Source organism: Pseudomonas oryzihabitans, from assembly GCF_032027545.1.
Classification (GTDB): Bacteria; Pseudomonadota; Gammaproteobacteria; order Pseudomonadales; family Pseudomonadaceae; genus Chryseomonas; species Chryseomonas oryzihabitans_F.
This window is the reverse complement of record NZ_JAVSJB010000021.1, coordinates 55,756-81,461: the sequence shown is the minus strand read 5'-3', so window position 1 is coordinate 81,461 and position 25,706 is coordinate 55,756. Positions and strand designations below refer to the sequence as shown.

Annotated in this window: 22 protein-coding genes; 8 read left to right on the top strand and 14 right to left on the bottom strand. The window is 66.2% G+C overall.

Translation table 11 applies throughout. The annotated features are described in order from the left end of the window. Nucleotides 1–172: 172 nt before the first annotated feature. From RND78_RS23885 to RND78_RS23855, 7 genes are all read right to left on the bottom strand, one after another. Nucleotides 173–1,213 (bottom strand): low specificity L-threonine aldolase, encoded by a 1,041-nt coding sequence (locus RND78_RS23885; protein WP_312732488.1) that lies wholly within the window; start codon nucleotides 1,211–1,213, stop codon nucleotides 173–175. After that, nucleotides 1,210–3,021: an aminopeptidase P family protein gene (locus RND78_RS23880; protein WP_312732487.1), complete on the bottom strand. Its 1,812-nt coding sequence runs from the start codon at nucleotides 3,019–3,021 to the stop codon at nucleotides 1,210–1,212. The genes RND78_RS23885 and RND78_RS23880 overlap by 4 nt, the downstream gene beginning before the upstream one ends. A 121-nt stretch (nucleotides 3,022–3,142) precedes the next feature. Continuing rightward, nucleotides 3,143–3,313, bottom strand: a complete 171-nt coding sequence (locus tag RND78_RS23875) for a hypothetical protein (RefSeq protein WP_312732486.1) — start codon at nucleotides 3,311–3,313, stop codon at nucleotides 3,143–3,145. Nucleotides 3,314–3,431: 118 nt separating this feature from the next. Further along, a complete protein-coding gene (locus tag RND78_RS23870; RefSeq protein ID WP_312732485.1) occupies nucleotides 3,432–4,373 on the bottom strand; it encodes a LysR family transcriptional regulator in 942 nt (313 codons plus the stop codon). 219 nt (nucleotides 4,374–4,592) lie between these two features. After that, a complete protein-coding gene (locus RND78_RS23865; protein WP_312732484.1) occupies nucleotides 4,593–7,646 on the bottom strand; it encodes an efflux RND transporter permease subunit in 3,054 nt (1,017 codons plus the stop codon). Then, nucleotides 7,643–8,713 carry an efflux RND transporter periplasmic adaptor subunit gene (locus RND78_RS23860; protein WP_312732483.1) on the bottom strand — a complete coding sequence of 357 codons (1,071 nt, stop codon included), beginning with the start codon at nucleotides 8,711–8,713 and terminating at the stop codon, nucleotides 7,643–7,645. The genes RND78_RS23865 and RND78_RS23860 overlap by 4 nt, the downstream gene beginning before the upstream one ends. Next, the gene (locus tag RND78_RS23855; RefSeq protein ID WP_312732482.1) at nucleotides 8,710–9,813 is read right to left on the bottom strand and encodes an efflux RND transporter periplasmic adaptor subunit; all 1,104 of its coding nucleotides are present in this window, start codon (nucleotides 9,811–9,813) and stop codon (nucleotides 8,710–8,712) included. Before RND78_RS23855 ends, RND78_RS23860 begins: the two co-directional genes overlap by 4 nt. 309 nt (nucleotides 9,814–10,122) lie before the next feature. Between RND78_RS23855 and RND78_RS23850 the strand changes: the two genes are divergently transcribed. Continuing rightward, nucleotides 10,123–10,350, top strand: a complete 228-nt coding sequence (locus RND78_RS23850; protein WP_153014268.1) for a hypothetical protein — start codon at nucleotides 10,123–10,125, stop codon at nucleotides 10,348–10,350. Between the two features lie 142 nt (nucleotides 10,351–10,492). On the opposite strand, the gene RND78_RS23845 is transcribed toward RND78_RS23850, so the two are convergent. After that, nucleotides 10,493–10,702, bottom strand: a complete 210-nt coding sequence (locus RND78_RS23845) for a DUF1127 domain-containing protein (protein ID WP_312732481.1) — start codon at nucleotides 10,700–10,702, stop codon at nucleotides 10,493–10,495. A gap of 353 nt (nucleotides 10,703–11,055) precedes the next feature. Then, nucleotides 11,056–12,444: a GABA permease gene (gabP, locus tag RND78_RS23840; protein WP_312732480.1), complete on the bottom strand. Its 1,389-nt coding sequence runs from the start codon at nucleotides 12,442–12,444 to the stop codon at nucleotides 11,056–11,058. 562 nt (nucleotides 12,445–13,006) lie between these two features. Between gabP and RND78_RS23835 the strand changes: the two genes are divergently transcribed. The 4 genes from RND78_RS23835 (at nucleotide 13,007) to RND78_RS23820 (ending at nucleotide 17,884) form a co-directional block, all read left to right on the top strand. Next, on the top strand, nucleotides 13,007–13,744 hold the full coding sequence (locus RND78_RS23835) for a gluconate 2-dehydrogenase subunit 3 family protein (protein ID WP_312732479.1): 738 nt from the start codon (nucleotides 13,007–13,009) through the stop codon (nucleotides 13,742–13,744). Continuing rightward, nucleotides 13,744–15,531: a GMC family oxidoreductase gene (locus RND78_RS23830; RefSeq protein WP_312732478.1), complete on the top strand. Its 1,788-nt coding sequence runs from the start codon at nucleotides 13,744–13,746 to the stop codon at nucleotides 15,529–15,531. The genes RND78_RS23835 and RND78_RS23830 overlap by 1 nt, the downstream gene beginning before the upstream one ends. A gap of 11 nt (nucleotides 15,532–15,542) precedes the next feature. Next, nucleotides 15,543–16,886, top strand: a complete 1,344-nt coding sequence (locus RND78_RS23825) for a cytochrome c (protein WP_312732477.1) — start codon at nucleotides 15,543–15,545, stop codon at nucleotides 16,884–16,886. Between the two features lie 284 nt (nucleotides 16,887–17,170). Beyond that, nucleotides 17,171–17,884, top strand: coding sequence for a transporter substrate-binding domain-containing protein (locus tag RND78_RS23820; protein WP_312732476.1), 714 nt, complete (start codon nucleotides 17,171–17,173; stop codon nucleotides 17,882–17,884). A 68-nt stretch (nucleotides 17,885–17,952) separates the two neighbouring features. On the opposite strand, the gene RND78_RS23815 is transcribed toward RND78_RS23820, so the two are convergent. Next, nucleotides 17,953–18,867, bottom strand: coding sequence for a LysR family transcriptional regulator (locus tag RND78_RS23815; RefSeq protein WP_312732475.1), 915 nt, complete (start codon nucleotides 18,865–18,867; stop codon nucleotides 17,953–17,955). Nucleotides 18,868–18,968: 101 nt separating this feature from the next. Between RND78_RS23815 and RND78_RS23810 the strand changes: the two genes are divergently transcribed. From RND78_RS23810 to gpmA, 3 genes are all read left to right on the top strand, one after another. After that, on the top strand, nucleotides 18,969–19,958 hold the full coding sequence (locus RND78_RS23810; RefSeq protein ID WP_312732474.1) for an aldo/keto reductase: 990 nt from the start codon (nucleotides 18,969–18,971) through the stop codon (nucleotides 19,956–19,958). Between the two features lie 359 nt (nucleotides 19,959–20,317). Next, entirely contained in the window at nucleotides 20,318–20,545 is a 228-nt protein-coding gene (locus RND78_RS23805; protein WP_312732473.1) for a hypothetical protein, read from the top strand. A gap of 128 nt (nucleotides 20,546–20,673) precedes the next feature. After that, complete coding sequence (gpmA, locus tag RND78_RS23800) at nucleotides 20,674–21,420, top strand: 2,3-diphosphoglycerate-dependent phosphoglycerate mutase (protein WP_312732472.1); 747 nt, start codon at nucleotides 20,674–20,676, stop codon at nucleotides 21,418–21,420. 180 nt (nucleotides 21,421–21,600) lie between these two features. On the opposite strand, the gene RND78_RS23795 is transcribed toward gpmA, so the two are convergent. From RND78_RS23795 to RND78_RS23780, 4 genes are all read right to left on the bottom strand, one after another. Next, entirely contained in the window at nucleotides 21,601–22,584 is a 984-nt protein-coding gene (locus RND78_RS23795; protein WP_312732471.1) for a YihY/virulence factor BrkB family protein, read from the bottom strand. 78 nt (nucleotides 22,585–22,662) lie between these two features. Continuing rightward, nucleotides 22,663–23,505 carry a galactosyltransferase-related protein gene (locus tag RND78_RS23790; protein WP_312732470.1) on the bottom strand — a complete coding sequence of 281 codons (843 nt, stop codon included), beginning with the start codon at nucleotides 23,503–23,505 and terminating at the stop codon, nucleotides 22,663–22,665. Continuing rightward, nucleotides 23,502–24,539, bottom strand: a complete 1,038-nt coding sequence (locus tag RND78_RS23785; protein ID WP_312732469.1) for a hypothetical protein — start codon at nucleotides 24,537–24,539, stop codon at nucleotides 23,502–23,504. Before RND78_RS23785 ends, RND78_RS23790 begins: the two co-directional genes overlap by 4 nt. Continuing rightward, complete coding sequence (locus tag RND78_RS23780; protein WP_312732468.1) at nucleotides 24,532–25,608, bottom strand: glycosyltransferase; 1,077 nt, start codon at nucleotides 25,606–25,608, stop codon at nucleotides 24,532–24,534. The genes RND78_RS23785 and RND78_RS23780 overlap by 8 nt, the downstream gene beginning before the upstream one ends. Between the last annotated feature and the right edge of the window lie 98 nt (nucleotides 25,609–25,706).

Sequence of the window (25,706 nt, the reverse complement as noted above, 5' to 3'; positions counted from 1 at the left end):
CGCTCCTACAGGGGGTGATGCTTTTGTAGGAGCGACCCATGGCCGCGATAGTCCAGACCAGAGCGGTCGCTACGGCGCACCGGCATGGCCGCGATAAGACAGTTGCTCCTACAGCAGCCGGATATCCCGCAGGAGCGGCCGCATCAGCGGACCGCCATGGCTGCGATACGCCCTACCCGCCCATCGCCGTTCGAATATCCGCCGCCAGCTCCAGCACCCGGGCTTCTTCGGTGTCCCAGGAGCACATGAAGCGGGCGCCACCGCTGCCGATGAAGGTGTAGAAGCGCCAGCCGCGACTGCGCAGGTAATCCAGCGCCGGCTCGGAGAGCTGCAGGAATACCGAGTTGGCTTCCACCGGGAACATGAAGTCCACGCCAGGCACGTCGCGCACCCGCTCGGCCAGCAGCCGCGCCATGGCGTTGGCATGGCGGGCGTGGCGCAGCCAGGTGTCGTTCTCCAGCACGCCGAGCCAGGGCGCGGAGAGGAATCTCATCTTCGAGGCCAACTGGCCGGCCTGCTTGCAGCGGTACTCGAAGTCCTCGGCCAGGTCGCGGTTGAAGAAGAGAATGGCCTCGCCCACCGCCATGCCGCTCTTGGTGCCGCCGAAGCAGAGCACGTCGACCCCGGCCTTCCAGGTCACCTCGGCCGGCGTGCAGCCCAGGCTGGCCACGGCGTTGGAAAAGCGCGAGCCGTCCATGTGCAGGTGCAGACCCAGGTCGCGACAGGTAGCGCTGATGGCCTGCAGCTCGTTCAGTCCATAGAGGGTGCCGACCTCGGTGGCCTGGGTGACGGTCACCGCGCGCGGCTTGGGAAAGTGGATGTCGGCGCGCTTGGTGGCGATCTGCTGGATGGCGCCCGGGGTCAGCTTGCCCTGGTGCGCCGGTGCCAGCAGCAGCTTGGAGCCATTGGAGAAGAATTCCGGCGCGCCACATTCATCGGTCTCGACGTGGGCCGTGTCGGAGCAGATGACGCTGTGGTAGCTCTGGCACAGCGCCGCCAGGGCCAGGGAGTTGGCTGCCGTGCCGTTGAAGGCGAAGAACACCTCGCAGTCGGTCTCGAACAGCTGGCGAAAGCGGTCGGCGGCGCGGGCGGTCCAGGTGTCGTTGCCATAGGCGGTCTCGTGGCCGACGTTGGCGGCGGCCATGGCGGCCCAGGCTTCCGGGCAGATGCCGGAGTAGTTGTCACTGGCGAATTGCTGGGCATTGCTGCTCATCGGGCGGTCCTCGCGACGGGTTCGGTGCGCACCAGCAGCCAATCGCGCGCGGCGCCTTCGACCAGCGGCAGCACGCGGCGCCGGACCTCGGCATGGTAGTCATCCAGCCAGTCCAGCTCGTCGTCGCGCAGCAGGGCGAGATCCAGGCAGCGGGTGTCCAGCGGACAGAGGGTCAGGGTTTCGAAGGCGAGGAAGTCACCGAACTCGGTGTGCCCGACGTGGGTGCACAGCAGCAGGTTCTCCAGCCGCACGCCCCATTGGCCAGGCCGATAGATGCCCGGTTCGTTGGAGGTGATCATGCCCTCGCGCAGCACGTGGTGCGGGGTCACGGTGGCATAGAAGGAGATCGACTGCGGCCCCTCGTGCACGTTGAGGAAGTAGCCCACGCCATGGCCGGTACCGTGGCCGTAGTCGATCCCCGCGGCCCAGATCGGCTCGCGCGCCAGGGCATCGAGCATGGGCGCGGCGACCCCGGCCGGGAAGCGCGCCCGCGACAGCGCCAGCATGCCCTTGAGCACCAGGGTGAAGTCGCGCTTCTGGGCGGTGCCTGGGGTACCGATGGGGACCACCCGAGTGATGTCGGTGGTACCGCCCAGGTACTGGCCGCCGCTGTCGATCAGCAGCAGGCCATCGCCCTGCAGTTCGGCATGGGCCTCCTCGGTGGCACGGTAATGCGGCAAGGCGCCGCCGGCGTTGAAGCCGGCGATGGTGGCGAAGCTCAGGGAAACGAAATTGGGCCTGGCGGCCCGGGCCTCGCTCAGCCAGTCGTCGACGGTCAGCTCGGTGAGGCGCTCGCCGCGGGCCAGGGCGGCCTCGAAGCGGGCGAAGAACACGCAGAGCGCCGCGCCGTCCTCTTCCATGGCAGTGCGCACCTGGGCCACTTCCGCGGCGGTCTTGCAGGCCTTGAGCAGGGTTGAGGGATTGATCTGCTCCAGGCGCTTGACGCCCACGGGCGCCGCCTCGGCCAGCCCCAGGGTGACGCGGGCCGGGTCCACCAACAGGGTGCTCCCTTCCGCCAGGCAACCCAATTCGGCGGCCGCCTGGTCGTAGTCGGCCAGGGTCACGCCATCGCCCACCAGGGCGGCGCGGATCTCGGCGGGTACCTTGGCCGGATCGATGAACAGCCGGCAGCTGTCCCGGCCCAGCAGCAGATGCGCGAGGAACACCGGGTTGTAGGGCACGTCGGCGCCACGCAGGTTGAGCAACCAGGCGATGTCGTCCAGCGAGGAGATGAAATGCCAGTCGGCGCCGGCCTCGGCCATCGCCTGGCGCACCTGGGCGAGCTTGGCGCCGCGCGACTGAGGCGCAAAGGGCGCCGCATGCGTGAAGACCGGCGCCACGGGCAACTCGGGCCGGTCGCTCCAGATCGCCGCCAGGGGATCGCGATCGGTACGCAGCTGGATGCCCTTGGGCTCCAGGGCACTACGCAGTGCCGCGGCCGCACCCAGGGACAGCACCTGGCCGTCCACCAGCACCGTGCCACCGGTCGGTACCTGCTCGGCCAGCCAGTGCAGATGGGCCTGGGGTTGGCCGGCCACCTGCTTCATCAGGGCGATGCCGCTGCCTGCCAGTTCACGCGCGGCCTGCTCCCAGTAGCGGCTGTCGGTCCAGACGCTGGCGGCGTCACGGGTCACCAGCAGCAGGCCGGCGGAGCCGGTGAAGCCGGACAGCCAGGCGCGACCCTGCCAGTACTCGGGCAGGTATTCGGACAGATGAGGATCGGCGCTGGGGATCAGGCAGGCGTCGGCGCCCTGCTCGGCGAGGAAGGCGCGCAGGCGGGCGAGTCGTTGGGCGGAAGTAGCGGTCATGGGCACCTCGACAAGGTCAGGGAGCCAGTGTGCCGCAGATAGAAAAAAGCCGCACCCGAAGGGTGCGGCGGAGAAAGACCAAAGGAGCGAAGAGGGGGTGGTCTTTCGAAAGCGTAGCGGCTCAACGACGCACGTTGCGGTCCTGAGCGGACTGATCGGCGTAGTGCTGCATGGCCGCATGATTCTGGTCGACCAGCTTGTATCTCAGGCTGGGATTTTCGTCGGCGAAGGCGAACTGAGCGGAAGTCAGGGCAGCGACGGTCAACAACAGGGCAGACAGAGAACGTTTCATCTCGAACTCCTACAAGGATGTGTTCATCGGGGTACGGAGCCATTATAGGAATTGAACGCAACCTTATAAATAGCATGCTAACTAAATCACTGTTGCAAAAGCCGCAATAGCGCCCGTTTCAGTCCTTGGCCCAGTAGCGCTGGTCCTCCAGGACCCGGTTCTCCAACTGCAGGCGTTCGGGCAGTTCTTCCTTTAGGAAATCGATCCAGGTCTTGATCTTGGCGTCGAGGAACCGCCGTGACGGATAGAGCGCATGGATGTTGCGCTCGCGTAGACGGAAGTTGGGCAGCAATCGCACTAGGCTGCCGTCGCGCAGGTAGTTGACCGCGATGTAGCTGGGCAACAGGCAGATGCCCATGCCCTGCCGTGCCACGCTGGCCAGGGCCTCGGCCACGTTGACCTGGAAGACGTAGCGCGGCGTCACCTGCTGCTCGCCCTCGGGGCCGGCGAACACCCAGCGCTCGGAGAAGTTCGGATCGAGCAGGCGCAGGCAGTCGTGCTCGGCGAGTTCGGCCGGCACCTTGGGTGCCGGCCGCTGCGCCAGGTAGCTGGGCGCCGCGCAGACCACGCTGTAGACGCCGCCCAGGCGCTGGGCGACGAAGTCGGAATCGGCCAGCTCGGTGTCCAGGGTGATGGCGATGTCATGGCCCTCCTCCAGCAGCGCCGGATGGTTCTGCGAGAGGTTCATGACGATCTCCACCTGCGGATAGCGGGCACAGAAGCGCGACACCAGCGGTGCCAGCAACTGGGTGCCCAGACCGGTCATGGAATGCAGGCGCAGGTGACCATGGGGCTTGAGGTGTGCACCGCTGGCCTCGGCCTCGGCCTCGTCGACGTCCTGCAGGATGCGCCGACAACGTTCGAGATAGCGCTCGCCCGCTTCGGTCAGCGCCAGGCGCCGGGTGGTGCGGTGCAGTAGGCGCGTCTGCAGGTGGCTTTCCAGCTCCGCCAGCAAGCGCGACACCTGGGCGGTAGACAGGTCGAGGGTGTGGGCCGCTGCCGTGAGACTGCCCAGATCCACCACCCGGACGAAAATGCGCATGCCTTGAAAAATATCCATTATTGCCTTTTTCGCAATGGAGTTTCGTCAAGCCGTCACTTTATTGAAAAAGTCGCACGCACGATAGTGGTGCGGTGAGCTGCTGTGGATTCGACATTCTGACCGCGCGAATCCTTCCCTCCGGCAGTGGCTCCTTGGATAGCTCCTTGCGGCCTTCTGGCAGATGTCTCCTCTGGAGACCTCCGCCAGAAGGCCGTTTTTTTTGCCCGCCACTTTCACTCATCGCCCCTCGCGCTCCGGTTCGCGAATGCGATAGCTGGCGATGTACAGCGCCGGCAGGAACAGCAGGGTCAACAGGGTCGCCGCGACGATACCGCCGATCATGGCGTAGGCCATGGGTCCCCAGAACACCTCGCGGGCGATGGGTATCATGCCCAGGCTGGCCGCCGCCGCGGTGAGCAGGATGGGCCGGCGACGGTGCCGGGTGGCTTCCACCACGGCGTCCCAGGGCGAGCGACCGGCCTGTTCGAAGGCATCGATCTGGGTCACCAGGATCACCGAGTTGCGGATGATGATGCCGATCAGCGCCAGCACCCCGAGGATGGCGACGAAGCCCAGCGGTTGGCCGAAGGGAATCAGCCCCAACACCACGCCGATCAGACCAAGGGGCGCGACGCTCGCCACCAGGAATAGCTTGCGGATGCTGTGCAGCTGGATCATCAGGAAGGTGGCCATGAGGAACAGCATCAGGGGCACCACCTCGGCGATGGGACCCTGGGCCTTGCTGCTCTCCTCCACCGTACCGCCCACGGCGACCTGGTAGCGCGGCGGCAGCTTGGCGATGAAGGCATCGACGTCCGGTTGCAACTGCTTGACCAGGTCCGGCGCCTGGATGTCGCTGAGGATCGAGGCCTTGAGGGTGATGGTGGGCAGGCGATCGCGGCGCCACACCAGCGGCTGCTCCAGGGCGTAGTCGATGCGGGCGAAGGCCTTGAGCGGCACCGCGACGCCCTGGGGCGTCATGATCTGCAGGTTTTCCAGGGTCTCCACCGAGCGCCGCTCGGCCTCGCTGGCGCGGGCCACCACGTTGACCAGGTAGATGTCGTCACGCACCTGGGTCACGGTGGTGCCGGTGACCACGCCGTTGAGGATCTGCGCCACGTCCTGGGAAGAAAAGCCCAGTTGCCGCGCCTTGTCCTGGTTGACCTCCACCTTGAGCATCCGCGCCGGCTCGTTCCAGTCGTAGAGGAAGTCACCCAGTTGCGGACTCTTGCCCAGCACGCTGGCCAGGGCCAGGGCCTGGCGACGCACCTCGGCGACGTCCGGACCGCTGACGCGGTACTGGATCGGCCGCCCCACCGGCGGGCCCATCTCCAACGGCTGGACATAGCCGGACAGGCCGACGAAGTCCTGGCGCAGGCGCTGCTTGAGCTTGGGCAGCAGACGATTGCGCGCCTCCAGGTCCTTGGCCACCAGGATCACCTGGCCATAGAAGGGATTCTCCAGTTGCTGGTCCAGTGGCAGGTAGAAGCGCACCGCGCCCTGGCCAACGTAGGAACTCCAATGGGCCACGTCCGGGTCGTCGGCCAGGGTCTTCTCGAATCTGTCCATCTGCGCCCGGGTGGCGTCGAGGGAGGCGTTCTGCGGCAGGTTGAAGTCGATCAGCAACTCGGGCCGGTCCGACGACGGGAAGAACTGGTTCTGCACGAATTTCATCGAGAACAGCGCTGCGGCGAACAGCAGCACGGTGAGGACGATGGTCAGCCAGCGATGGCGCATGGCGCCCAGCAAGAGGCCATCGGACCAGCGTGCCAGGCGCCCGGGCTGGTCGTGATCGTGCTTCTTCACCTGTTTCGGCAGGATGTGCACGCCGATCACCGGCGAGAAGAACACCGCGACGATCCAGGACAGCAGCAGGGCCACGGCGATCACCGCGAACAGGGTGAAGGTGTACTGGCCGGCGCTGCTGGAATTGAGGCCGATGGGCACGAAGCCGGCCACCGTCACCAGGGTCCCGGTGAGCATGGGAAAGGCGGTCGACTCGTAGGCGAAGGTCGCCGAGCGGTGCAGCGACTCGCCCTCTTCGCGCTTGGTCACCATCATCTCCACGGTGATCATGGCATCGTCCACCAACAGGCCCAGGGCGATGATCAGGGCACCGAGGGAGATCCGCTGCATGGTGATGCCGCTGTATTCCATGAAGACGAACACCAGCGCCAGGGTCAGGGGGATCGATAGCGCCACCACCAGGCCGGCGCGCACGCCGAGGCTGATGAAGCTCACCACCAGCACGATGATGACCGCCTCGAACAGCGCCCGGGTGAAACCGCCGACGGCCTTTTCCACCACCTGCGCCTGGTTGGAGACCACGTGCACGCCGATGCCCACCGGCAGGTCGGCGGTCAGCTCCTGCATCTTCTCGGTGAGCGCTGCGCCGAAGGTCTGGATGTTGCCGCCACTGCTCATGGCGATGGCCAGGCCGATGGCCGGCTGGCCGTTGTAGCGGAACAGCGAGCTGGGCGGATCGGCGTAGCCGCTGCGGATGTCGGCCAGGTCGGTGAGGCGATAGAAGCGGTCGTCGATGCGCAGGTTGACCGCGGCGAGATCGGCGGTGGAGCGGAATTCGCCACTGGTGCGCACGCTGATGCGCTCGGCGCCGGATTCGATGGTGCCCGAGGGCGCTACCGCATTTTGCTGCTGCAGACTCTGCATCACCTGGCGCTGGTCGATCCCCAGGGCGGCCAGCTTGCGGGTGGAGAAGTCCAGGTAGATGACCTCGTTCTCCGCGCCGAGCACCTGTACCTTGCCGATACCCGGCACGCTGCGGATCTCGCGACGTACCTGCTCCACCTGGTCGCGCAACTGGCGCATGCCGAAGCCATCGCCGGTGAAGGCATAGATGCTGCCGAAGACGTCGCCGAATTCGTCGTTGAAGGCCGGTCCCTGGATGCCCTGGGGGAATTCGCCCTGGATGTCCGCGATCTTCTTGCGCACCTGGTACCAGATGTCGGGAATCGCCTTGGCCGGGGTGGTGTCGCGCAGATAGACGAACACCGTGGACTGCCCCGGCCGGGTGAAACTCTTGGTGTAGTCGAGGGAATCCAGCTCCTCGAGCTTCTTCTCCACCCGCTCGGTGACCTGGCGCAGGGTCTCCTCGGTGGTCGCCCCCGGCCAGCGGGTCTGGATGACCATGGTCTTGATGGCGAAGGACGGATCTTCCTCGCGCCCCAGCTTCATATAGGAGAAGACGCCCATCAGCAGGGCGACGAACATCAGGTACCAGACGAAGGATTGGTGGCGCAGCGCCCAGTCCGACAGGTTGAAGCCCTTCATGGCCGTGCGCCCTCCTGATCCTTCACCCGCTGCCCCTCCTCGAGACTGTTGACGCCTGCCACCACCACCCGCTCGCCGGTGCTCAGGCCACTGCCGATCCACGCCTGGCCATCGGCCTCGCGCAGGACCTGGACCGGGCGCTGGCGCACCTGGGCCTGCTGGCCCTGGCCTTCCACCACCCAGACCATTGTCTGGTCGCCCTGGCGGCGCAAGGCCTGGACCGGCAGCGCCAGGCCTTGCGCCGCGGGCAGCTCCAGCTCGCCCTGCACCAGGGTGCCGATACGCAAGGCCTCCGGCGGATCGTTCAGGGTCAGGCGTACCCGTCGGGTACGGGTGGTGGCATCGGCCTGAGGCTCGATCTCGCGCACCTTGCCCACCACCGCGACCTCCGGGTCCAGCGCCATGCGGACGGTCATCTCGCGCTCCGGCGCCAGGTGGCCGATGGCCTGGGCGGGCAGGTCCAGCACCGCCTCGCGGATGTCCGGGCGGGCGACCCGGACCACCGGCTGCCCGGCGGATACCACCTGGCCGACCTCGGCCTGCCAGGCGGTGATCACCCCCTCGAAATCGCTGTAGAGCTCGGCATAGTTGCGCTGGTCACGGGCCTGGCGCTCGGCGCTCAGGGCCTGTTCGCGCGAGGCTTCCAGGGTGTGCAGCCGGGTCAGCGCCTGGTCCAGCTGGGAGCGCGAGCCGACGCCCTGGTCGAACAGCTGCTGCTGGCGTCGGGCGTCGTTGCGGGCATCGCGCCATTGCGCCTCGGCATCGGCGGCCTGGCCTTCGCGACTGCGCAAGGCATTGTCCTGGTCGGTGGGATCCAGCGCCGCCAGCAACTGGTCGCGGCGCACCGGAGCCCCCACGTCCAGCAGGCGACGGGTCATGCGTCCGCCCACGCGAAAGCCCAGCACGCTCTCGTAGCGCGCCTGGATACTTCCGGCGAACACCTCGCGCTGCAGCGGTGGCGCGCTGAGCGTCATGGTCGCCACCGGCCGTATCGGCGGCGGCGTCTCGTCGTCATTGGAGCAGCCGGCCAGCACCAGCAGTACACCGACCAGCAGGATGCACCTCATGGCCGCACCTCGTCGAAGGCGGAACGCTCCGCCACCTCGACCTTCTGATTGGGGCTCAGCGCCTGGCCACCGGCGATCACGATGCGGTCGCCAGCCTTGAGGCCGTCACTGACGATGATGCTGTCGCGGGTGTAGCGCTCGATGCGCAGCGGCTGCAGGCTGACCCGGCCGTCTTCGTTCAGACGCCAGGCAGCGGGCTGGTCGGTTGTGCCGTTCAGCGCCGTCCAGGGCAAGGCGAAGCCCTGCCCCGCCGCACCTACCAGTTGGGCGTTGACCACCGCGCCGAGGGTCATGGCCGCGGGTGGCTGGTCGAGTTGTACCTTGATGCGCACCGTGCCGCTGCTCGCCACCGTCGGCGCGATCTCGCGCAGCCGGCCCTGGGTGGTCACCTCCGGACGCGCCTGCAGCGAAATGGGCAGGCGCTGGCCCACCTGCAGCTGTCGGGACAGGGATTCGTAGAGATCGAAGACGGCATCGAGTTCGCCGCTCACCGCTAGGTCGAAGATCGCCGCTCCAGCCTGCACCACCTGCCCGGCCTCGGCGTGGCGCGCGGTCAGCACACCCGTGGCGCTGGCGCGCAACTCGGTGTAGCCCAGTTGCTTGCGGGCGTCGTCGCGCTGCGCCGTGGCGGCCTGCAGCGCACTGCGGGCGCCATCGAGGGTCGCCTGGGCCTGGTCGTACTGGCTGCGACTGGTATAGCCCTTGGGCAGCAGCGCGGCCTGTCGCTCGAAATCGATCCGCGCCAGACGCGCGCGGGCTTCCTGGGCGTCCACCTGGGCCTGGGCGGTCGCCAGGTTGTTGCGCAGGTCCTGGGGATCCAGTCGCGCCAGGACCTGGCCCTCGCGCACCCGGTCGCCCACGTCGGCCAGGCGCTCGCTGATCTTGCCGCTGACCCGGAAACCAAGGGGTGCCTGAACCCGCGCCTGGACATCACCGGTGAAGGGAATCCGCAAGGTGTCGCTGACCGGCTTCACCTGGGCCACCACTACCCGCGCCCTTTCCTCGGCCGGCGGCTGCTCCTTGGAACAGCCCGACAACGATGCGACCAGTAACAACGTGGCCGTTACCGGGTAGCAGGTGATACGGCGGGGAGCCCTCATGATTGTCCTTATCGATGGAAGAGGAGCGATCTGCGAACTGACCACGCCAGTGACAGTGGGTTCGCCAGGGCATTGTCGAGCGCCGCGCCGCGCTTGGAAAGCGTCCTGGGCCGATTCGGCCAGGCGAGCGGCCGGCCATCGATCCAACCGCTTGCCCACAAATGTTCACAAATACCCAGGAACCCCGCATTCCAGGCCGCAGTCAACTTAAACGTGCACTGCGGATCAGCGTATCCGTGGCAGATGCCCGACTCCCCGCCGGAGCGGGCCAATTCGAATTCACGGGTTCATTCGAAAGAGGCCGTACTCATGAAAAAGCTGCTGATCACGTCTACCGCTGTTGTGATGCTGTCTATGGCCACGGGTGTCTTCGCGGCCGAAACCTCCAAGAGTGCCACGGCCGTCAATGGCTCGGCTACCGAAGCCGTGCCAGGTAAGACCACCGTCAAGGGCGGTGCTGATGGCGCAGCCGAGGTGCCCTTCAAGAGCGAGAAGCCCAACAAGGTCGACGCGCGCAACCAGAACAACATGCAGTGACTGCTGCGCCAGCGGCGCGGTAACGAAAAAGCCCCGGCACGCCGGGGCTTTTTCTTGTCTGCACGCTGCTCGCCCGCGGAGGACATGGGACAGAACAAACCCCGCCGGAGCGGGGTTCGAGAGCGCTGTGCAGCCGTGCGGTTTAGCGCCAGAAAGGCTTGTGCATTTCCTGGTAACGCTGGGCCTCGGTGATGCCGGCATCGGCCAGCATACGGGTATCGAGACGAGCCAGCTCGTTACGGCTGGCGATCCGACGTTGCCAGGTGGACAGCGTGGAGATCACGCGCAGGGCAACGGGGATGCGATTGCTGGGCTGGGCTTTGTGCAGCGAGGAACTGAAGGTGCGTTCCATGGTGGCTTTCCTTCCCGCTTATGACGGGTACTGGTCATCGAATGGCGCCATTGTCTCGCCAGGCGAGTGCTACCACCAGTAACAGTCCAGAGGAAGGTTTGCGGATCACCCCTGACACAATTGCAACTGTACTGCTGCAATATGGGTCATTCTGTAACGTTACGCACCGTTGCAGTGCACTTTTGGGTTACCAGAGGGAACATCTCAAGAACTTCGGCCTGCACAGTTGGCTACTAAGCCGACAAACCGGCCTGCTGTTCTACCTGTTACCGCGCCCGCTGTCCAGCGTAGGTCAGTTTTTTGCCCCAAGAAAGTGCGACCCCGACGACAGCAATGCGGGGTCGCTACCCAAGTCAGCGTGCCGCAGCCGCCATGGCTGGCGTGCTCGGCTGACGCCGTCCCAGCACGGTACCGATGGCGACCACCACTAGCGCCAGCAGACCGGTCGCCAGGATCTCGAAGCGATGAGCCTCGCTGAACAGCATCACGGTCAGGGCGCCGACGATGAAGACGATCACCGCCCAGGTCAGCCAGGGGAACAGCCACATGCGGAACTCCAGCGTTTCGCCACGGGCGATCAGCTTGCGTCTCAGACGCAGCTGCGTCACGGCGATCACCAGGTATACCAGTAGCGCCACGGCACCGGAGGTGGACAGCAGGAAGCTGAACACGGCCTCGGGCATGGTGTAGTTGGCGATGGTGGTGAGGAAGCCGACAGCGGTACTGGCCAGCACCGCCGTGAGCGGTACGCCAGTGCTAGAGGCACGACCCAGCTTGGCCGGGGCATCGCCACGGCGGGCCAGCGAATAGAGCATCCGCGAGGCGGTGTAGAGCGCCGAGTTCAGGCAGCTGGCCACGGCGACCAGCACCACGCAGTCGACGATCAGCTTGGCATGGGGGATCGACAGCACCTCGAGGGCGCGCTGGTAGGAACCCACGATCGGCAGTTGGGCATCGTTCCACGGCACCATGGAGACCACCAAGAAGATGGAGACCAGGTAGAACAGCGCGATCCGCCAGATCACCGAGTTGGTGGCCTTGCTGATCTGCCGGGATGGATCCTTGGACTCGGCCGCAGCGATGGTGACGATCTCGGTCCCCATGAAGCTGAACATGGTGGTCAGCAGCGCGCCCAGCACCGCACCGAAGCCATTGGGCATGAAGCCGCCGGTATGGGCCATCAGGTTGCTCAGGCCGCTCACCTCGCGCCCCGGCAGGGCACCGACCAGAGCGGCCGCGCCCAGGGCGATGAAGGCGACGATGGCGATCACCTTGAGCAAGGCGAACCAGAATTCGAACTCACCGTACTTGGCGACGCTGAACAGGTTGGTCACGGTCAGGATACCGGTGATCACCAGGGCGAATTGCCAGGTGGCGATGGCCGGGAACCAGGCATTGAGGATGGCGGCGGCGGCCACCGCCTCCAGCGGGATCACCAGCACCCAGAACCACCAGTACAGCCAGCCGATGGTGAAGCCGGCCCAGCGCCCGATGCCCTGCTGGGCATAGGAAGAGAAGGAGCCGGTATCGGGCGAGGCAACCGCCATTTCACCCAGCATGCGCATCACCAGCACCACCAGGGTGCCGGCCAGGGCATAGGCCAGCAGCACGGCGGGGCCGGCAGCGGCGATAGCATGACCGGAGCCGACGAACAGGCCGGCACCGATCACGCCAGCGATGGACAACATGGTCACATGGCGCGGTTTGAGCGCCGGAGAGAGGCTGCATTCTACGTTGGACATAAGGTGTTACCTGACAACGGAAAGCCTCCCAAGTGCAACTTGCGCGCCACCCTCGTCGAAATCGGCATAGAACGAACTAAAAGAGTGCAGTCACTCGCGGAAAGTGGCGAAAAATCGGCATCGCGACCCTCTATCGCGCTAACCATATGATGAATAAGCGACTTTATCAGAGGGAGATTCGCACCTTGGGGATGCTTCGTTAGGTATCACCTGGTGCAACTTGCACATTTATGGTGCTAGAAAAGGTGGAACCTTAGGTAACCCGGCGGCCTGCCAAGCTCTTTGTCGAAGAGTGTCGAGTAACGGTTGGAAATTTCCCAACAAGCTGGCCTCTCATCCGCAGGCCTGGAACACCCGCGGCGGTGCCGGTCATCACCAGCACCCCAGGCCAGGGGTATCTGGAAGAACCTTTCACCGCACTCGGGAACTTGGCGTCCTGTCAGGCCTCTGCACAGCTGCGACAAAATGTAACTGCCGCCGCCATATATTGGTAATATTCCAACATATTAGCCAGCTAACTATAAGCCCGCGGCTCACCTCGGGCACCTGATGAGACCCGAGCATGCCCGCTGACGATTCCGTTCCGGCCCGGCGCGACTTCCTGCGCAAGTCCCTCTCCCTGATCCCCGTGGTCGCCCTGGCCGGCGGTGCAACCTCGGGCCTGACCCTCGCAGCCACGACCGTCACTCCTGCGGACAAGCCCGGCAGCAGCGCTCAGGCCGATGCCTACCAACCGGTGTTCTTCACCGCCGAGGAATGGGCCTTCGTCCAGGCGGCCGTGGCGCGCCTGATCCCAGCTGACGACTTGGGCCCAGGCGCGCTGGAAGCCGGAGCGGCGGAATTCATCGACCGGCAGATGCAGACCGCCTATGCCCGCGGCGCCCTCTGGTACATGCAGGGCCCCTTCGCGGCGGATGCTGCGCCGGAGATGGGCTACCAGAGTCGCCTGGTGCCCCAGGATATCTATCGCCTGGGCATCGCCGCGGTGGACCGCTGGAGCGGCCAGCAGCACGGCAAGCCCTTCGCCCAGCTCACCCCTGCCCACCAGGACGAGGCCCTCAAGGCCCTGGAAAGCGGTGACGCCGCCCTGGAGGGCGTGCCGGCCAAGCTGTTCTTCGCCCAGTTGCTGCAGAACACCAAGGAAGGCTTCTATTGCGATCCGCTGCATGGCGGCAACAAGGAACTGGTCGGCTGGAAACTGGTGAACTTCCCTGGTGCCCGCGCCGACTTCATGGACTGGGTGGAGCGCGACGAACGCTATCCGCTGCCTCCGGTCTCCATTCGCGGGGAGCGCGGTTGATGGCCAAGGTATTGCCCAGCAAGCAGGTAGTGATCGTCGGCTTCGGCTGGACCGGCGCCATCATGGCCAAGGAATTGACCGAGGCCGGCCTGGACGTGGTGGCCCTGGAGCGCGGCAGCTACCGCGACACCTATCCCGATGGCTCCTATCCCCAGGTGATCGACGAACTCACCTACAGCATCCGCAAGAAGCTGTTCGTCGATGTCTCCAAGGAAACCGTCACCATTCGCCACAGCGTGAATGACGTCGCCTTGCCCAATCGGCAACTCGGTGTCTTCCTGCCTGGCGATGGCGTAGGCGGCGCCGGCCTGCACTGGTCGGGGGTGCACTTCCGCGTCGATCCGGTGGAGTTGCGCCTGCGCAGCCACTACGAAGAGCGCTACGGCAAGACATTCATCCCCGAGGGCATGACCATCCAGGATTTCGGTGTCAGCTACGCCGAACTGGAGCCCTACTTCGACTTCGCCGAGCAGGTGTTCGGTACCTCGGGTACCGCCTGGAGCATCAAGGGCCAGGTAGTGGGGGACGGCAAGGGCGGCAATCCCTATGCCGCGGATCGCTCCAGCGACTTCCCGCTGCCGGCGCAGAAGAACACCGTCTCGGCGCAGCTGTTCGAAAAGGCCGCGCGGGAGGTGGGCTATCACCCCTACAACCTGCCCTCGGCCAACACCTCGGGGCCCTACACCAACCCCTATGGTTGCCAGATGGGTCCTTGCAACTTCTGCGGCTATTGCAGCGGCTACGTCTGCTACATGTACTCCAAGGCCTCGCCGAACCTGAACATCCTGCCGGCGCTCAAGCAGGAGCCGCGCTTCGAGTTGCGCAGCCAGGCCCATGTGCTCAAGGTGAACCTGGACAGCACCGGCAAGAAAGCCACGGGGGTGACCTACCTGGACGCCCAGGGTCAGGAGCTGGAACAGCCGGCCGACATCGTCATCCTCGCCGCCTTCCAGTTCAACAACGTGCGCCTCATGCTGCTGTCGGGCATCGGCCAGCCTTATGATCCCAAGACCGGCGAAGGCGTGGTCGGGCGCAACTTCGCCTACCAGAACATGGCCACCATCAAGGCCTTCTTCCGTAAGGACCAGCACCACACCAATCCCTTCATCGGCGCCGGCGGCAATGGCGTGGCGGTGGACGACTTCAACGCCGACAACTTCGACCACGGCCCCCACGGCTTCGTCGGCGGCTCGCCCATGTGGGTCAACCAGGCCGGCACCCGGCCCATCGCCGGGGCGGCCAACCCCCCTGGCACACCGCAGTGGGGCAGCGCCTGGAAAAAGGCCCAGGCCGGCTACTACAACCATCAGCTGTCGATGGATGCCCACGGTGCGCACCAGTCCTACCGCGACAACTACCTGGACCTGGACCCCACCTATCGCGACGCCTACGGCCAGCCGCTGCTACGCATGACCTTCGACTGGAAGGACAACGACATCCGCATGACCCGTTTCATGGCGGCCAAGATGAAGAAGATCGCCGAGGCCATGAATCCCGAGCACATCAGCGTTTCGGTCAAGGATTTCGGCGACCACTTCAACACCGCCAGCTACCAGACCACCCACTTGAACGGTGGCGCCATCATGGGTACCGATCCCAAGACCAGCGCGGTGAATCGCTACCTGCAGAGCTGGGACGTGCACAACGTCTTCGTGCCGGGCGCCTCGGCCTTTCCCCAGGGCCTGGGCTACAACCCCACCGGCCTGGTGGCGGCCCTGACCTACTGGTCGGCGCGCGCCATCCGCGAGCAGTACCTGAAGCATCCCGGCCCGCTGGTGCAGGCATGAGAGGCGCGTCCATGATCCTCCGTACCCTCGCGACCCTGCTGCTGGGCGCCGGTCTGGCCATGACGGCCCAGGCCGCCGAAGAGGTAGATCCAGCGCTGGTCAAGAAAGGCGAATACCTGGCCCGCGCCGGCGACTGCGTGGCCTGCCACACCGCGCCGGGCGGCCAGCCCTTCGCCGGCGGCCTGCCGATGCAGACGCCCATCGGCACCCTCTATTCCACCAACATCACCCCGGATCGCCGGACCGGTATCGGCGACTACGGTTTCGCTGACTTCGACGCCGCCATCCGCCGGGGCATCGCCAAGGAGGGCCATACCCTCTACCCGGCCATGCCCTACCCTTCATATGCCCGGGTGACCGAGGGCGACATGCGCGCCCTCTACGCCTACTTCATGCACGGGGTAACATCGGTCGAGCAGGCCAATCGCGACAGCGACATCCCCTGGCCGCTGTCCATGCGCTGGCCGCTGGCGATCTGGCGCCAGCTGTTCGCCCCCGAGGTGGTGCAATTCCAGCCGGCGCCGGACCAGGACCCGGTGATCGCCCGCGGCGCCTACCTCGTGGAAGGCCTAGGCCACTGCGGCGCCTGCCATACCCCGCGCGCCCTGACCATGCAGGAGAAGGCGCTCTCGCCCGCCGATGGCCCGGACTTCCTCGCCGGCAGTGCACCTCTGGAAGGCTGGATCGCCAAGAACCTGCGCGGCGACCAGCGTGACGGCCTGGGTCGCTGGGACGAGGAACAACTGGTGCAATTCCTCAAGACCGGCCGCTCTGCCGACAGCGCCGTGTTCGGCGGCATGACCGAGGTGGTGCAACACAGCCTGCAGTACCTGAGCGACGCCGACCTGCACGCCATCGCTCGCTACCTCAAGGCCTTGCCGCCCAGGGACCCGAAGGATGCTCCCTTCCAGCCGGATGGCCGCGCGGCTACGGCACTCTGGCGCGGCGACGACAGCGCTCGCGGTGCCCAGGTCTACGTGGACAACTGCGCCGCCTGCCACCGCACCGACGGCCAGGGCTACGACCGGGTGTTCCCGGCATTGGCCGGCAACCCGGTGCTGCGTACGGCCGACGCCAGTTCGCTGATCAACATCGTGCTCAAGGGCGGCACCCTGCCCGGCCTGCACACCGCACCTTCGACGATCGTCATGCCGCCTTTCGGCTGGCGGCTGGACGATGCCCAGGTGGCCGACGTGGTCAGCTTCATCCGCGCCAGCTGGGGTAACGACGCCGCCCCGGTCAGCGCCGCCGAGGTCGCCAAGTGGCGCACCGATGCCAACCGCACCACCTCCGGCGATGACTTGGGCCAGGCCTTCGGCCATGGCCAGCCGGCCCCACGGGAAGCGGGCAAGTAGTGACGATCTCTGCAGGGCTCGGGTTGGCCTGTCCGTAGTCGGGTGAACCGAGCCCTGCAGGCCCAGAGCGGTCAAATCTACCTGCCCTGGTAACACTGGCACCGTTTGGTAGCCGTCAGCAGTTTCGAGCTAACAGCCGTCATAGACATCCCCGGAGGTACTCGGGACGGCTTGCCAGGCTGACAGTGACTTGCGATAACCGTGGCAGTGGTGACCGAGCTCATGCCCCGCCTTGCTATGCGCGCATTACTACGGACGATCCTCTTCGCTCATAGGAGCTACCGATGACGTCCTTCGCCTATCTCATCGAGCCGCCCTTCAATTATCGTGCGGCCGACGGCACCCTGACCGGCTGCGACGTGGAACTGGCTCGGACGGTCCTGCAGGCCGCCGAGCTGCCGCCCTTCCAACCCATCGAGACTACCTTCGCCCAGCTATTGCCGGGTCTCGCCACTGGGCGCTGGCGTATGACCACGGGGCTTTTCGTCATCGAGGAACGTCAGCGCCTGGTGAGTTTCAGTCGCCCGATCTGGGCGCTGGCCGATGGCCTGCTGGTCGCCCACGGCAATCCGCTGGCGCTGGACGGCTACCGATCCGTCGCCCGTCATCCCCACTGCCGCCTGGCAGTGGTACGCGACCAGATCCAGCAGCGGACGGCCCAGGAGGACTACGCCATTCCGGCTGCACGGATCCAGGTATTCGACGGCTACGCCGAGGCTGCCCAGGCGGTACGGGATGGCCGGGCAGACGCCTATGCCAGCGTCGCCCGTGCCCATACTGCCTTCGTCGAGCAGAATCCTGCAGCCCAGGTACAGACGGTGGTCATCGCCGCGACGGAGAAGCCACCGGCGTTCGGTGCCTTCGCTTTCGCCAAGCACGACGACGAGTTGCGACTGAGAGTGGATGCGGTCTTGGACCGTCTACTCGGCAGTACAGAGCACCGGCTGCTACTGAAGCGCTTCGGCTTCACCGACCAGGAAATTGACTTGGTGATCTAGCAGGCCGCTGGGCGCCTCTTCCGCCATCAAGCAGCCAGCTTTGCTCCTTCATCTCCCAATAGCCCGCCTCAACGCCGCAACCAGGCCGGATCGACCGCGGCGAAGACGTCGTCCAGCCACTCCACCCAGGCCCGCACCCGTGGCGAGGTCTGGCTGGCCAGGGGATAGACCGCCGCCAGCGGCAGGCCGGGCGGGCGCTGGTCGGGCAGCACCTCTTGCAGGCGACCGGCCGCCAGGTGCGCGGCCAGGTGATAGAGCGGTGCCTGGATCAGGCCGAGCCCGGCCAGGGCGGCGCCGACATAGAGATCGGCACCACTGACCGCCAGCCGTCCGGCTGGCTCCAGCCGCCGGATCTCGCCCGCTTGGCAGAATTCGAAGGGCAGCCGGCGGCCACTGCGCAGCGAGCGGTAGTGCACCAGTTGGTGCCCGCTCAGGTCGTCGAGGTCCTCGGGCAGGCCCTGGCGCTGGAGATAGGCCGGACTGGCGCAGGTGATCTGCACCAGCGCGCCCAGCGCCCGAACTGCCAGGCCCTCGTCGTGCACCGGACCGCCGCGCAGCACGCAGTCGATGCCCTCGCCGATGACGTCCACCGGCCGGTCGTCGGCACTGATCACCAGCTCCAGGTCTGGATAGCGCTGGCAGAAGTCCGGCAGGGCGGGCATCACCAGCACCCGCCCCAAGCTGCTCGGCAGGTCGATACGCAGCCGTCCGCGCGGCTGCCGGCGCCGCTGGCTGAAGGCCGCCTCGATGTCGTCCAGCTCGGCCAGCCAACGGACGCAACGCTCGTAGTAGGCAGCGCCGTCCAACGTCGGGCTGACGCGGCGGGTGGTGCGGTGCAGTAGCGTCACCCCCAGATGGGCCTCGAGCTGTTGCACCAGCAGCGTCGCCATCGCCGGCGATAGACCCAGATCGGCCGCTGCCCGGGTGAAGGAACGGCGTTCGACGATGCGGACGAAGCCGCGCATGGCTGCCAGTCGGTCCACGATTATTCAATCCAGTTGAATACTGTCTGCCCTGATAACAGCTTTGTTCGATTCAACTCAATAGCCAGACTGCTCTGGTCAGCCAAAGAGGAGCAAACAACATGCTGCAACGACGACTGGGCCGCAACGGTCCGCTGGTATCCGCCCTGGGCCTGGGTTGCATGGGCATGAGCGAGTTCTATGGCGCGACGGACGAGACCGAAGCCCTCGCCACCCTGGATCTTGCGCTGGAACGCGGCGTGACCCTGCTGGACACCGCCGACGCCTATGGCCCTCATCACAACGAGGAACTGCTCGGCCGTGCCCTGCGCGGACGCCGCGAGCGGGTGTTCCTCGCCACCAAGTTCGGCCTGGTGCGCAGCGACGATCCCAATACCCGCGGGGTGAACGGTCGGCCCGAGTACGTGCGCCAGGCGGTGGACGGCAGCCTGCGCCGGCTGGGGGTCGAGCGGATCGATCTCTACTACCAGCACCGCGTCGATCCCGAGGTACCCATCGAAGAGACCGTTGGCGCCATGGCCGAGCTGGTGCAGGCCGGCAAGGTGCGTTGCCTGGGGCTGAGCGAAGCCTCCAGTGAAACCCTGACCCGCGCCCACCGGGTCCACCCCATCGCCGCGCTGCAGAGCGAGTTCTCGCTGTGGTCGCGCGATCCCCAAGAGCATGGCGTGCTGGCCACCTGCCGCGAACTCGGGGTGGCGCTGGTAGCCTACAGTCCGCTCGGCCGTGGCTTTCTCACCGGCGCCCTGAAGTCACCGGACGATTTCGCTGCGGACGACTACCGCCGGCTGAGCCCCCGCTTCCAGGGCGAGAACTTCCAGCGCAACCTGGAACTGGTGGAACGGGTACGCGCCCTGGCCACCGCCAAGGGCGTCACCCCCGGCCAGGTGGCCCTGGCCTGGGTGCTGGCCCAGGGCGAGGACATCGTGCCCATCCCTGGCACCCGACGGCGCCACTACTTGCTGGAAAATCTCGCCGCACTCGAGGTGCAGTTGAGCGCACACGAAAAGACCGAACTGGATACGCTCTTCACCCCGGAGACAGTGGCGGGTACGCGCTATCCGGCCGCCTGGATGCAGCTCGTCGAACGTTGATGACCGCCAAGCCCGTCGCCGACCGACGGGCTTGCCAGGTTGGCACCGATCCTGCTAGCTTGACCGGGTTAGTACCAAGCTGACCCCAATCGCTGGACGCCTTTCCGCTCTTACCCACTGCGCGAAATCAGTGTCACTCGGATCGAACCGATCCCTCGATTGCTCAGGATCTGCCGCCCTGGCCTCTGAATCTCGTGCCCGGCCGGTTGCCTGCCTTCCCAAGTACTTACCTGCATGCCTGGGCATCTTGCCCACACGCTGCCTTCCTCCAGCCAGAGATTCAGCCGTCGACCGTCATGGGTACGAGGTTGCTGGAGTTACTTCACCGCGCCGACTGAGCGTGGACCCAAGGATAGACAATGAACATTCAAAATCAGGCCATCGCGGCCATGCAACATCTCCAGGCGGCCTTCGCGCCGTTCCAATGCATCACCACCCCGGCTTCGCGCAAGGGCGGCTTCAGCTTCACCGTGGTCGACGCGCGCGGTGTCGCCTGTCGCAGCGAGCGGCTCTACCCCGAGCAGTACAGTGCCGCTGCCGGTCTGGAGCGCGTCATCGAGCGTACGCGCCGCGCCTTGGCAGCCTAAGACCCGCTACGAGTGCCGCACGCATCACGGTTTCCGTGATGCCGATGCCGGCCGCCTCCATCTGCGGTATGTTTGGCACAGCTTCGCGTAGGCGCGGGCCAAACAATGAATCCCAAGATGGAGGTCGCATGTCGCAAGTCGTATTCATCCGCCATGGCCAGTCGGCATGGAACCTGGAAAACCGCTTCAGTGGCTGGGCGGATGTGGATCTGACCGAACAGGGGATCCGTGAGGCCCACGAGGGCGGCAAGGCCCTCAAGGACGCCGGCTTCCTTTTCGACGTGGCCCATGTCTCGGTGCTCAAGCGCGCCGTGCGGACCCTGTGGCACGTCCAGGAAGGCATGGACCAGATGTGGCTGCCGGTGGTGAGCGACTGGCGCCTCAACGAGCGGCATTACGGCGGCCTGACCGGGCTGAACAAGTCCGAGACCGCGGCCAAGTATGGCGAGGAGCAGGTACTGGTGTGGCGCCGCAGCTACGACGTACCACCGCCCGAGCAGAGCATCGAGGAGCAAAAGGCCCTGGCCGCCGATCCGCGCTACGCCGGTCTGTCGCTGGATCAGGTGCCGCGTACCGAGTGCCTCAAGGATTGCGTCGAGCGCGTCCTGCCCTACTGGAACGAGGTCCTGGCCCCGGCCATCCGTAGCGGCCAGCGCGTGCTGGTGGTCGCCCATGGCAACTCCATGCGCGCCCTGATCAAGTACCTGGACAACATCTCCGACAGCGACATCGTCGGTCTCAACATCCCCAACGGCGTGCCGCTGGTGTACGAGTTCGACGAGAACCTCAAGCCCACCAAGCACTACTACCTGGCCGACCCGGACGAGGTCGCCGCTAAGATGGCCGCTGTGGCCAACCAGGGCAAGGCGAAGTAGGGCGTCTTCGTTCTCCTTCATCGCGGCCATGGGCCGCTCCTACAGAGCTTGACGGTTTTGTAGGAGCGGCCCATGGCCGCGATGAACCATGCATCCAGACCCGCAGGGTGAAAAACCGCCTAGCGTTTTCCACAACCAAGCTCGCCAGTGAACTGTGGATGAGGCGCGCCGTCATCCACCCTACCGGTCTGGCTTGACCTCTCGCTTCACCACCCGCACCTCACCCACCACGCCCTCTTCTTCCGCCTGGGCCGCCTGGAGTTCCTCGTCGGCTTCCACGCCGCCATCGCCTGGCGTCTTCTCGCCCTTTTCCTTGCCGTCATCGCTGTGGTGTTCGATCACCGCATTGATCTCCGCGCCGAACAGCAGAACTGCCGAGGAAATGTAGAAGTACAGCAGCAGCACGATGATGGCGCCGATGCTGCCGTAGGTGGCGCTGTAGTTGGCGAAGTTCTGCACGTAGTAGCCGAAACCCAGCGAAGCCAGGATCCAGACCACCACCGCCAGCACCGAGCCGGGGGTGATGAAGCGAAAGCTTTGCTTCACGTCCGGGGTGACGTAGTAGAGCGCCGCTACCGCGATCATCAGCAGGAACACCGCCAGCGGCCAGCGGATCAGTGCCCAGAGGGTCACCATGTAGTCTTCCAAGCCGACGTAGGCGGCCAGCCAGTTCATTACCTGGGGCCCGAGGACCATCAGCGCCGCGGCGCTGAGCAGCAGGCCGGCGAGGCCGATGGTGTGCAGCACCGACAGGGGAATGCGCTTCCACGCGGGGCGGCTTTCCACCACGTCGTAGGCGCTGTTCATGGCGGTCATCAGCGAGCGGAAGCCACCCGAGGCGGACCAGAGCGCGACGATGATACTGAAGGACAGCAGGCCGCCCTTCTGCGTCTGCAACTGGTCGATGATGGGATTGACGGTATCCAGCGCCGTGGGCGGCAGCAGGTAGGCGGCCTGTTCGCGCAGGAAGGTGAAGAAGTCCGGCAGGTGCAGGAAGCCGATCAGGGCGATCAGGAACAGCAGGAAGGGAAACAGCGAGAACAGCATCTGGTAGGCCAGGGCCGCTGCATAGGTGGGCATGTCGTCGGCGACGAATTCCTGGACGGCACGCTTGATGAGGGTGAACGGCGAGACGCCGCGCAGGCTGAAGGCGAACAAGGACATGGCGGCTCCTGACGTACGTTCCTCGAGAGGGATGCCTACCTTCAGAGTCGCACGGGCCCGGTTGGTTGCGCGCCGGCTTCAGAAGCCGGAGCCAGAAGCGTCCCGGCAGGCGGCGATCGCGGCGGCGTTGGGCATTCGCCGTTCTTCTATCCCGCGGCTTTCGTCGAAATGGATATAGCCGGCGGCGGCGAACTCACGCAGCCAGCCGTCCATGGGCCACAGACCCCAGCGCCCGTGGAAGCGCCGGGCGTTCGCCAGGATGCTGGCGAAATGATTGAGCGGCGGATGGTAGGTGGGATGGTACTGGTGGAAGGCACGCGCCTCGGCCTGGTAGACGGGCACCCCTGCTTCGCGGGCGCGAAAGGCGAAGTCGGTGTCCTCGCCACCGTAGCCACGATAGCCTTCGTCGAAGCCGCCGATGCGCTGAAAGGTGGCGCGGGTACAGGCGAAATTCAGCGACCAGAACAGCGGATGGGGAATCGCCTCGCCGCTTGGACGATCCCGATGCAGCGGATGGACGACGCCGGTGACGAGCAACGCCTCCGGCGTCCAGTCACCCTCCGCGACACCGGCCGGCAGGTAATGAACGAAGCCCTGGTGCAACGCCTCTGGCCGCGCTTCCAGGGCCTGGCGATAGGCGGCGAGCAGCGCCGGTGCCGGAATGCAGTCCACATCGAGAAACACCAGCTCCTCGCCTGGCGCGGCGGCCACGGCGGCATTGCGTGCGGCGGCCAGGGGCAGGATGCCGTCATCCTCGATGCCGAGCACCTGGATTGGAAAGCGCGGGCTGTGCAGCGCCCGCACGGGCTCGTTCATCTGCACCACGACCAAGGCAGCAGGGGGCGTCGGGGCCAGCTCCAGGCCGCGGATGAGATTGGCCAGTTGCCGCTCGCGGCCATGCACCAGGGTCAGCACGATCATGCCAGCACCTCCCGAGCGATGGTCTGGATACAGGCGGCGGCGCGGCGAGCGCCGTTCCCGTCATTCACCTGCGTCCAACGCTCGGGGTCGAGCTGGCGCCCTTGGAGCAGCAATCCGGGCCACTCGCCATCGGCAGGCCAGCTTTCGCAGGTAACCGCCAGGCCCTGAGCGGCCAGCAGCCGACCGGTGGACAGTTGCTCGTCGAAGGGTCGGGCATCGGGCAAACAGATGAAGCGACAGCGCAGATCGGCCAGCTCCGCCACCAGGCTGTCGCCGGCGGAGCCGACCACCAGCTCGGCACGGGTCAGCCAGGACGCGGGGTCGGCAACACTGCCCAGGAAGCTCAGATTGACCGGCGCCGGGGTGGCGTCCTCCGTTATCGGGCCCAGCACCGTCCAGCGCCAGTCCGGGCAGGCCCGCGCTGCCGCGGCCAGTCGCGCGCGGCTGAAGGCGGTGCCGCCGTGACCGGCGATGACAGTGACCGTGCCGGGCTCCCGCACCATTGCAGGTACCTGCCCGGCATAGCGCGACAGGCTACCGGCATAGCAGGTCTTGGCCCGCCAGGTGTCCGGTGTGCCAGGTTCTTCCAGGCGTTCGGGATAGGGCGCCAGCAGATGACTGGCACAGGCATAGGCCAGTTCATGGGCCGCGTCGAAGCGGCTGCCACGCTGGCGCAGATAGATCGTCGGCACGCCGCACAGGCGGGCCAGTAGTGCCACTTCCACCGAGACGTCCACCACCAGCAGGCAGGGCCAGGCGCGGCGGAACCAGTCCACCAGCAACCCCATGCGTTCGCGCAGTCCCGCTACTCCCAGCGGGGCGTAGTGCAGGCAAGCGAAGGCCTCACCCGCAACGCCCGGCGCCACGTCGGCCTGCAAGTGGCAGAGCTGGACGTTGGGCAGGCCCACCCGCTCGGGCAGCCGACTACCGAACAGCGTCATAGGACCGTCGAAGGCCGCGGCGATGGCCAGGGCGCGGGTCACGTGGCCGGCGCCATGATGGTGGGCGTAGTAGCCGATGTTCAATTCAGCCACGGGCCACCCGTCCAGCGGCGACGTCGGCGAGCAGGCGCTCGTAGCGGTCGATCATCAGCCGATGGCTCCACTGGGCCTCGGCCCGCGCCCGGCATACCTCGCGGGGCAGCGACAGGGCTTCGCGCAGGGCCGCCGCCAGGGCCGGCACGTCGCCGGGCGGGGCCAGGGCGCCGGTCTCGGCGGTGAGCAACTCGGGCAGTGCTCCCCGCGCGAAGGCAGCGACCGGCGTGCCACAAGCCATAGACTCGGCGACGATCAGGCCGAAGGGTTCGTCCCAGCAGGGAGTGACCAGGCAGGCCCGTGCCTGGGCCACCTCGGCGGCCAGGGCAGTGCGCTCCAGGTGGCCGAGATAGATCGCCTGCTCGCCGAGCCGCGGCTCGATCTCCTGGCGAAAGTAGCGCTCGTCGGTGGCCTGGCCCGCGAGGCGCAACGGCACGCCCGCCTCGCGCGCAGCGTCCAGGGCCAGGTGCGGGCCCTTGTCCGGTACCAGGCGGCCGAACCAGAGGGCATGCTCGCCAATCGGCGCGCTGCCCGGACGCCAGGCGTCGAGATCGATGCCGTTGGGGATCACGTGGCAGGCTGGCGCCAGCTGCGCCCAGCTGTCCGCATTGGCCTGGGATACGGTGCAGTAATGGCCGCCGCCACGCCGATGTAGCGCACCGATGGCGTTGATCAGCTCGAAGAACGGCGGGGTGTGCAGCACGGTAAGCATGGGCGTGCGGATCAACCCGGACATGGTCACCGGCACGTAGTGCAGAGAATTGTTGAAGATGACGTCGAAGCCGTAGCCATCGATACGTTGCATGCAGTCGAGATAGCCGTGGTGCTCGTCGAGGTACTCGGAGCTGAGCACGTTGCGCTTGCGCCGGCAGCCATCCGCACCGTAGTTGCCGTCGTCGAGGATGGGCACCACCTCGAGCTCGGGTGCCGAGGCGGAACTGGCGAACAGGGTCACCGCATGGCCACGCGCGCGCAGTTGCAGGGTGATGTCGTAGGTGAAGGCCTCGAGACCGCCGGCGAAAGGCTGACGCACCGGGTGTTTCACATGGGTAAGAATGCCTATGCGCATGGAACCGTCCGCCCGTTGTTGCCCCGTCATCCCACCGTCCTCATGACTAGCCGCTGGTTGATAGGAGTCTCATGGATGGGAATTGGTTGTGCGCTTCG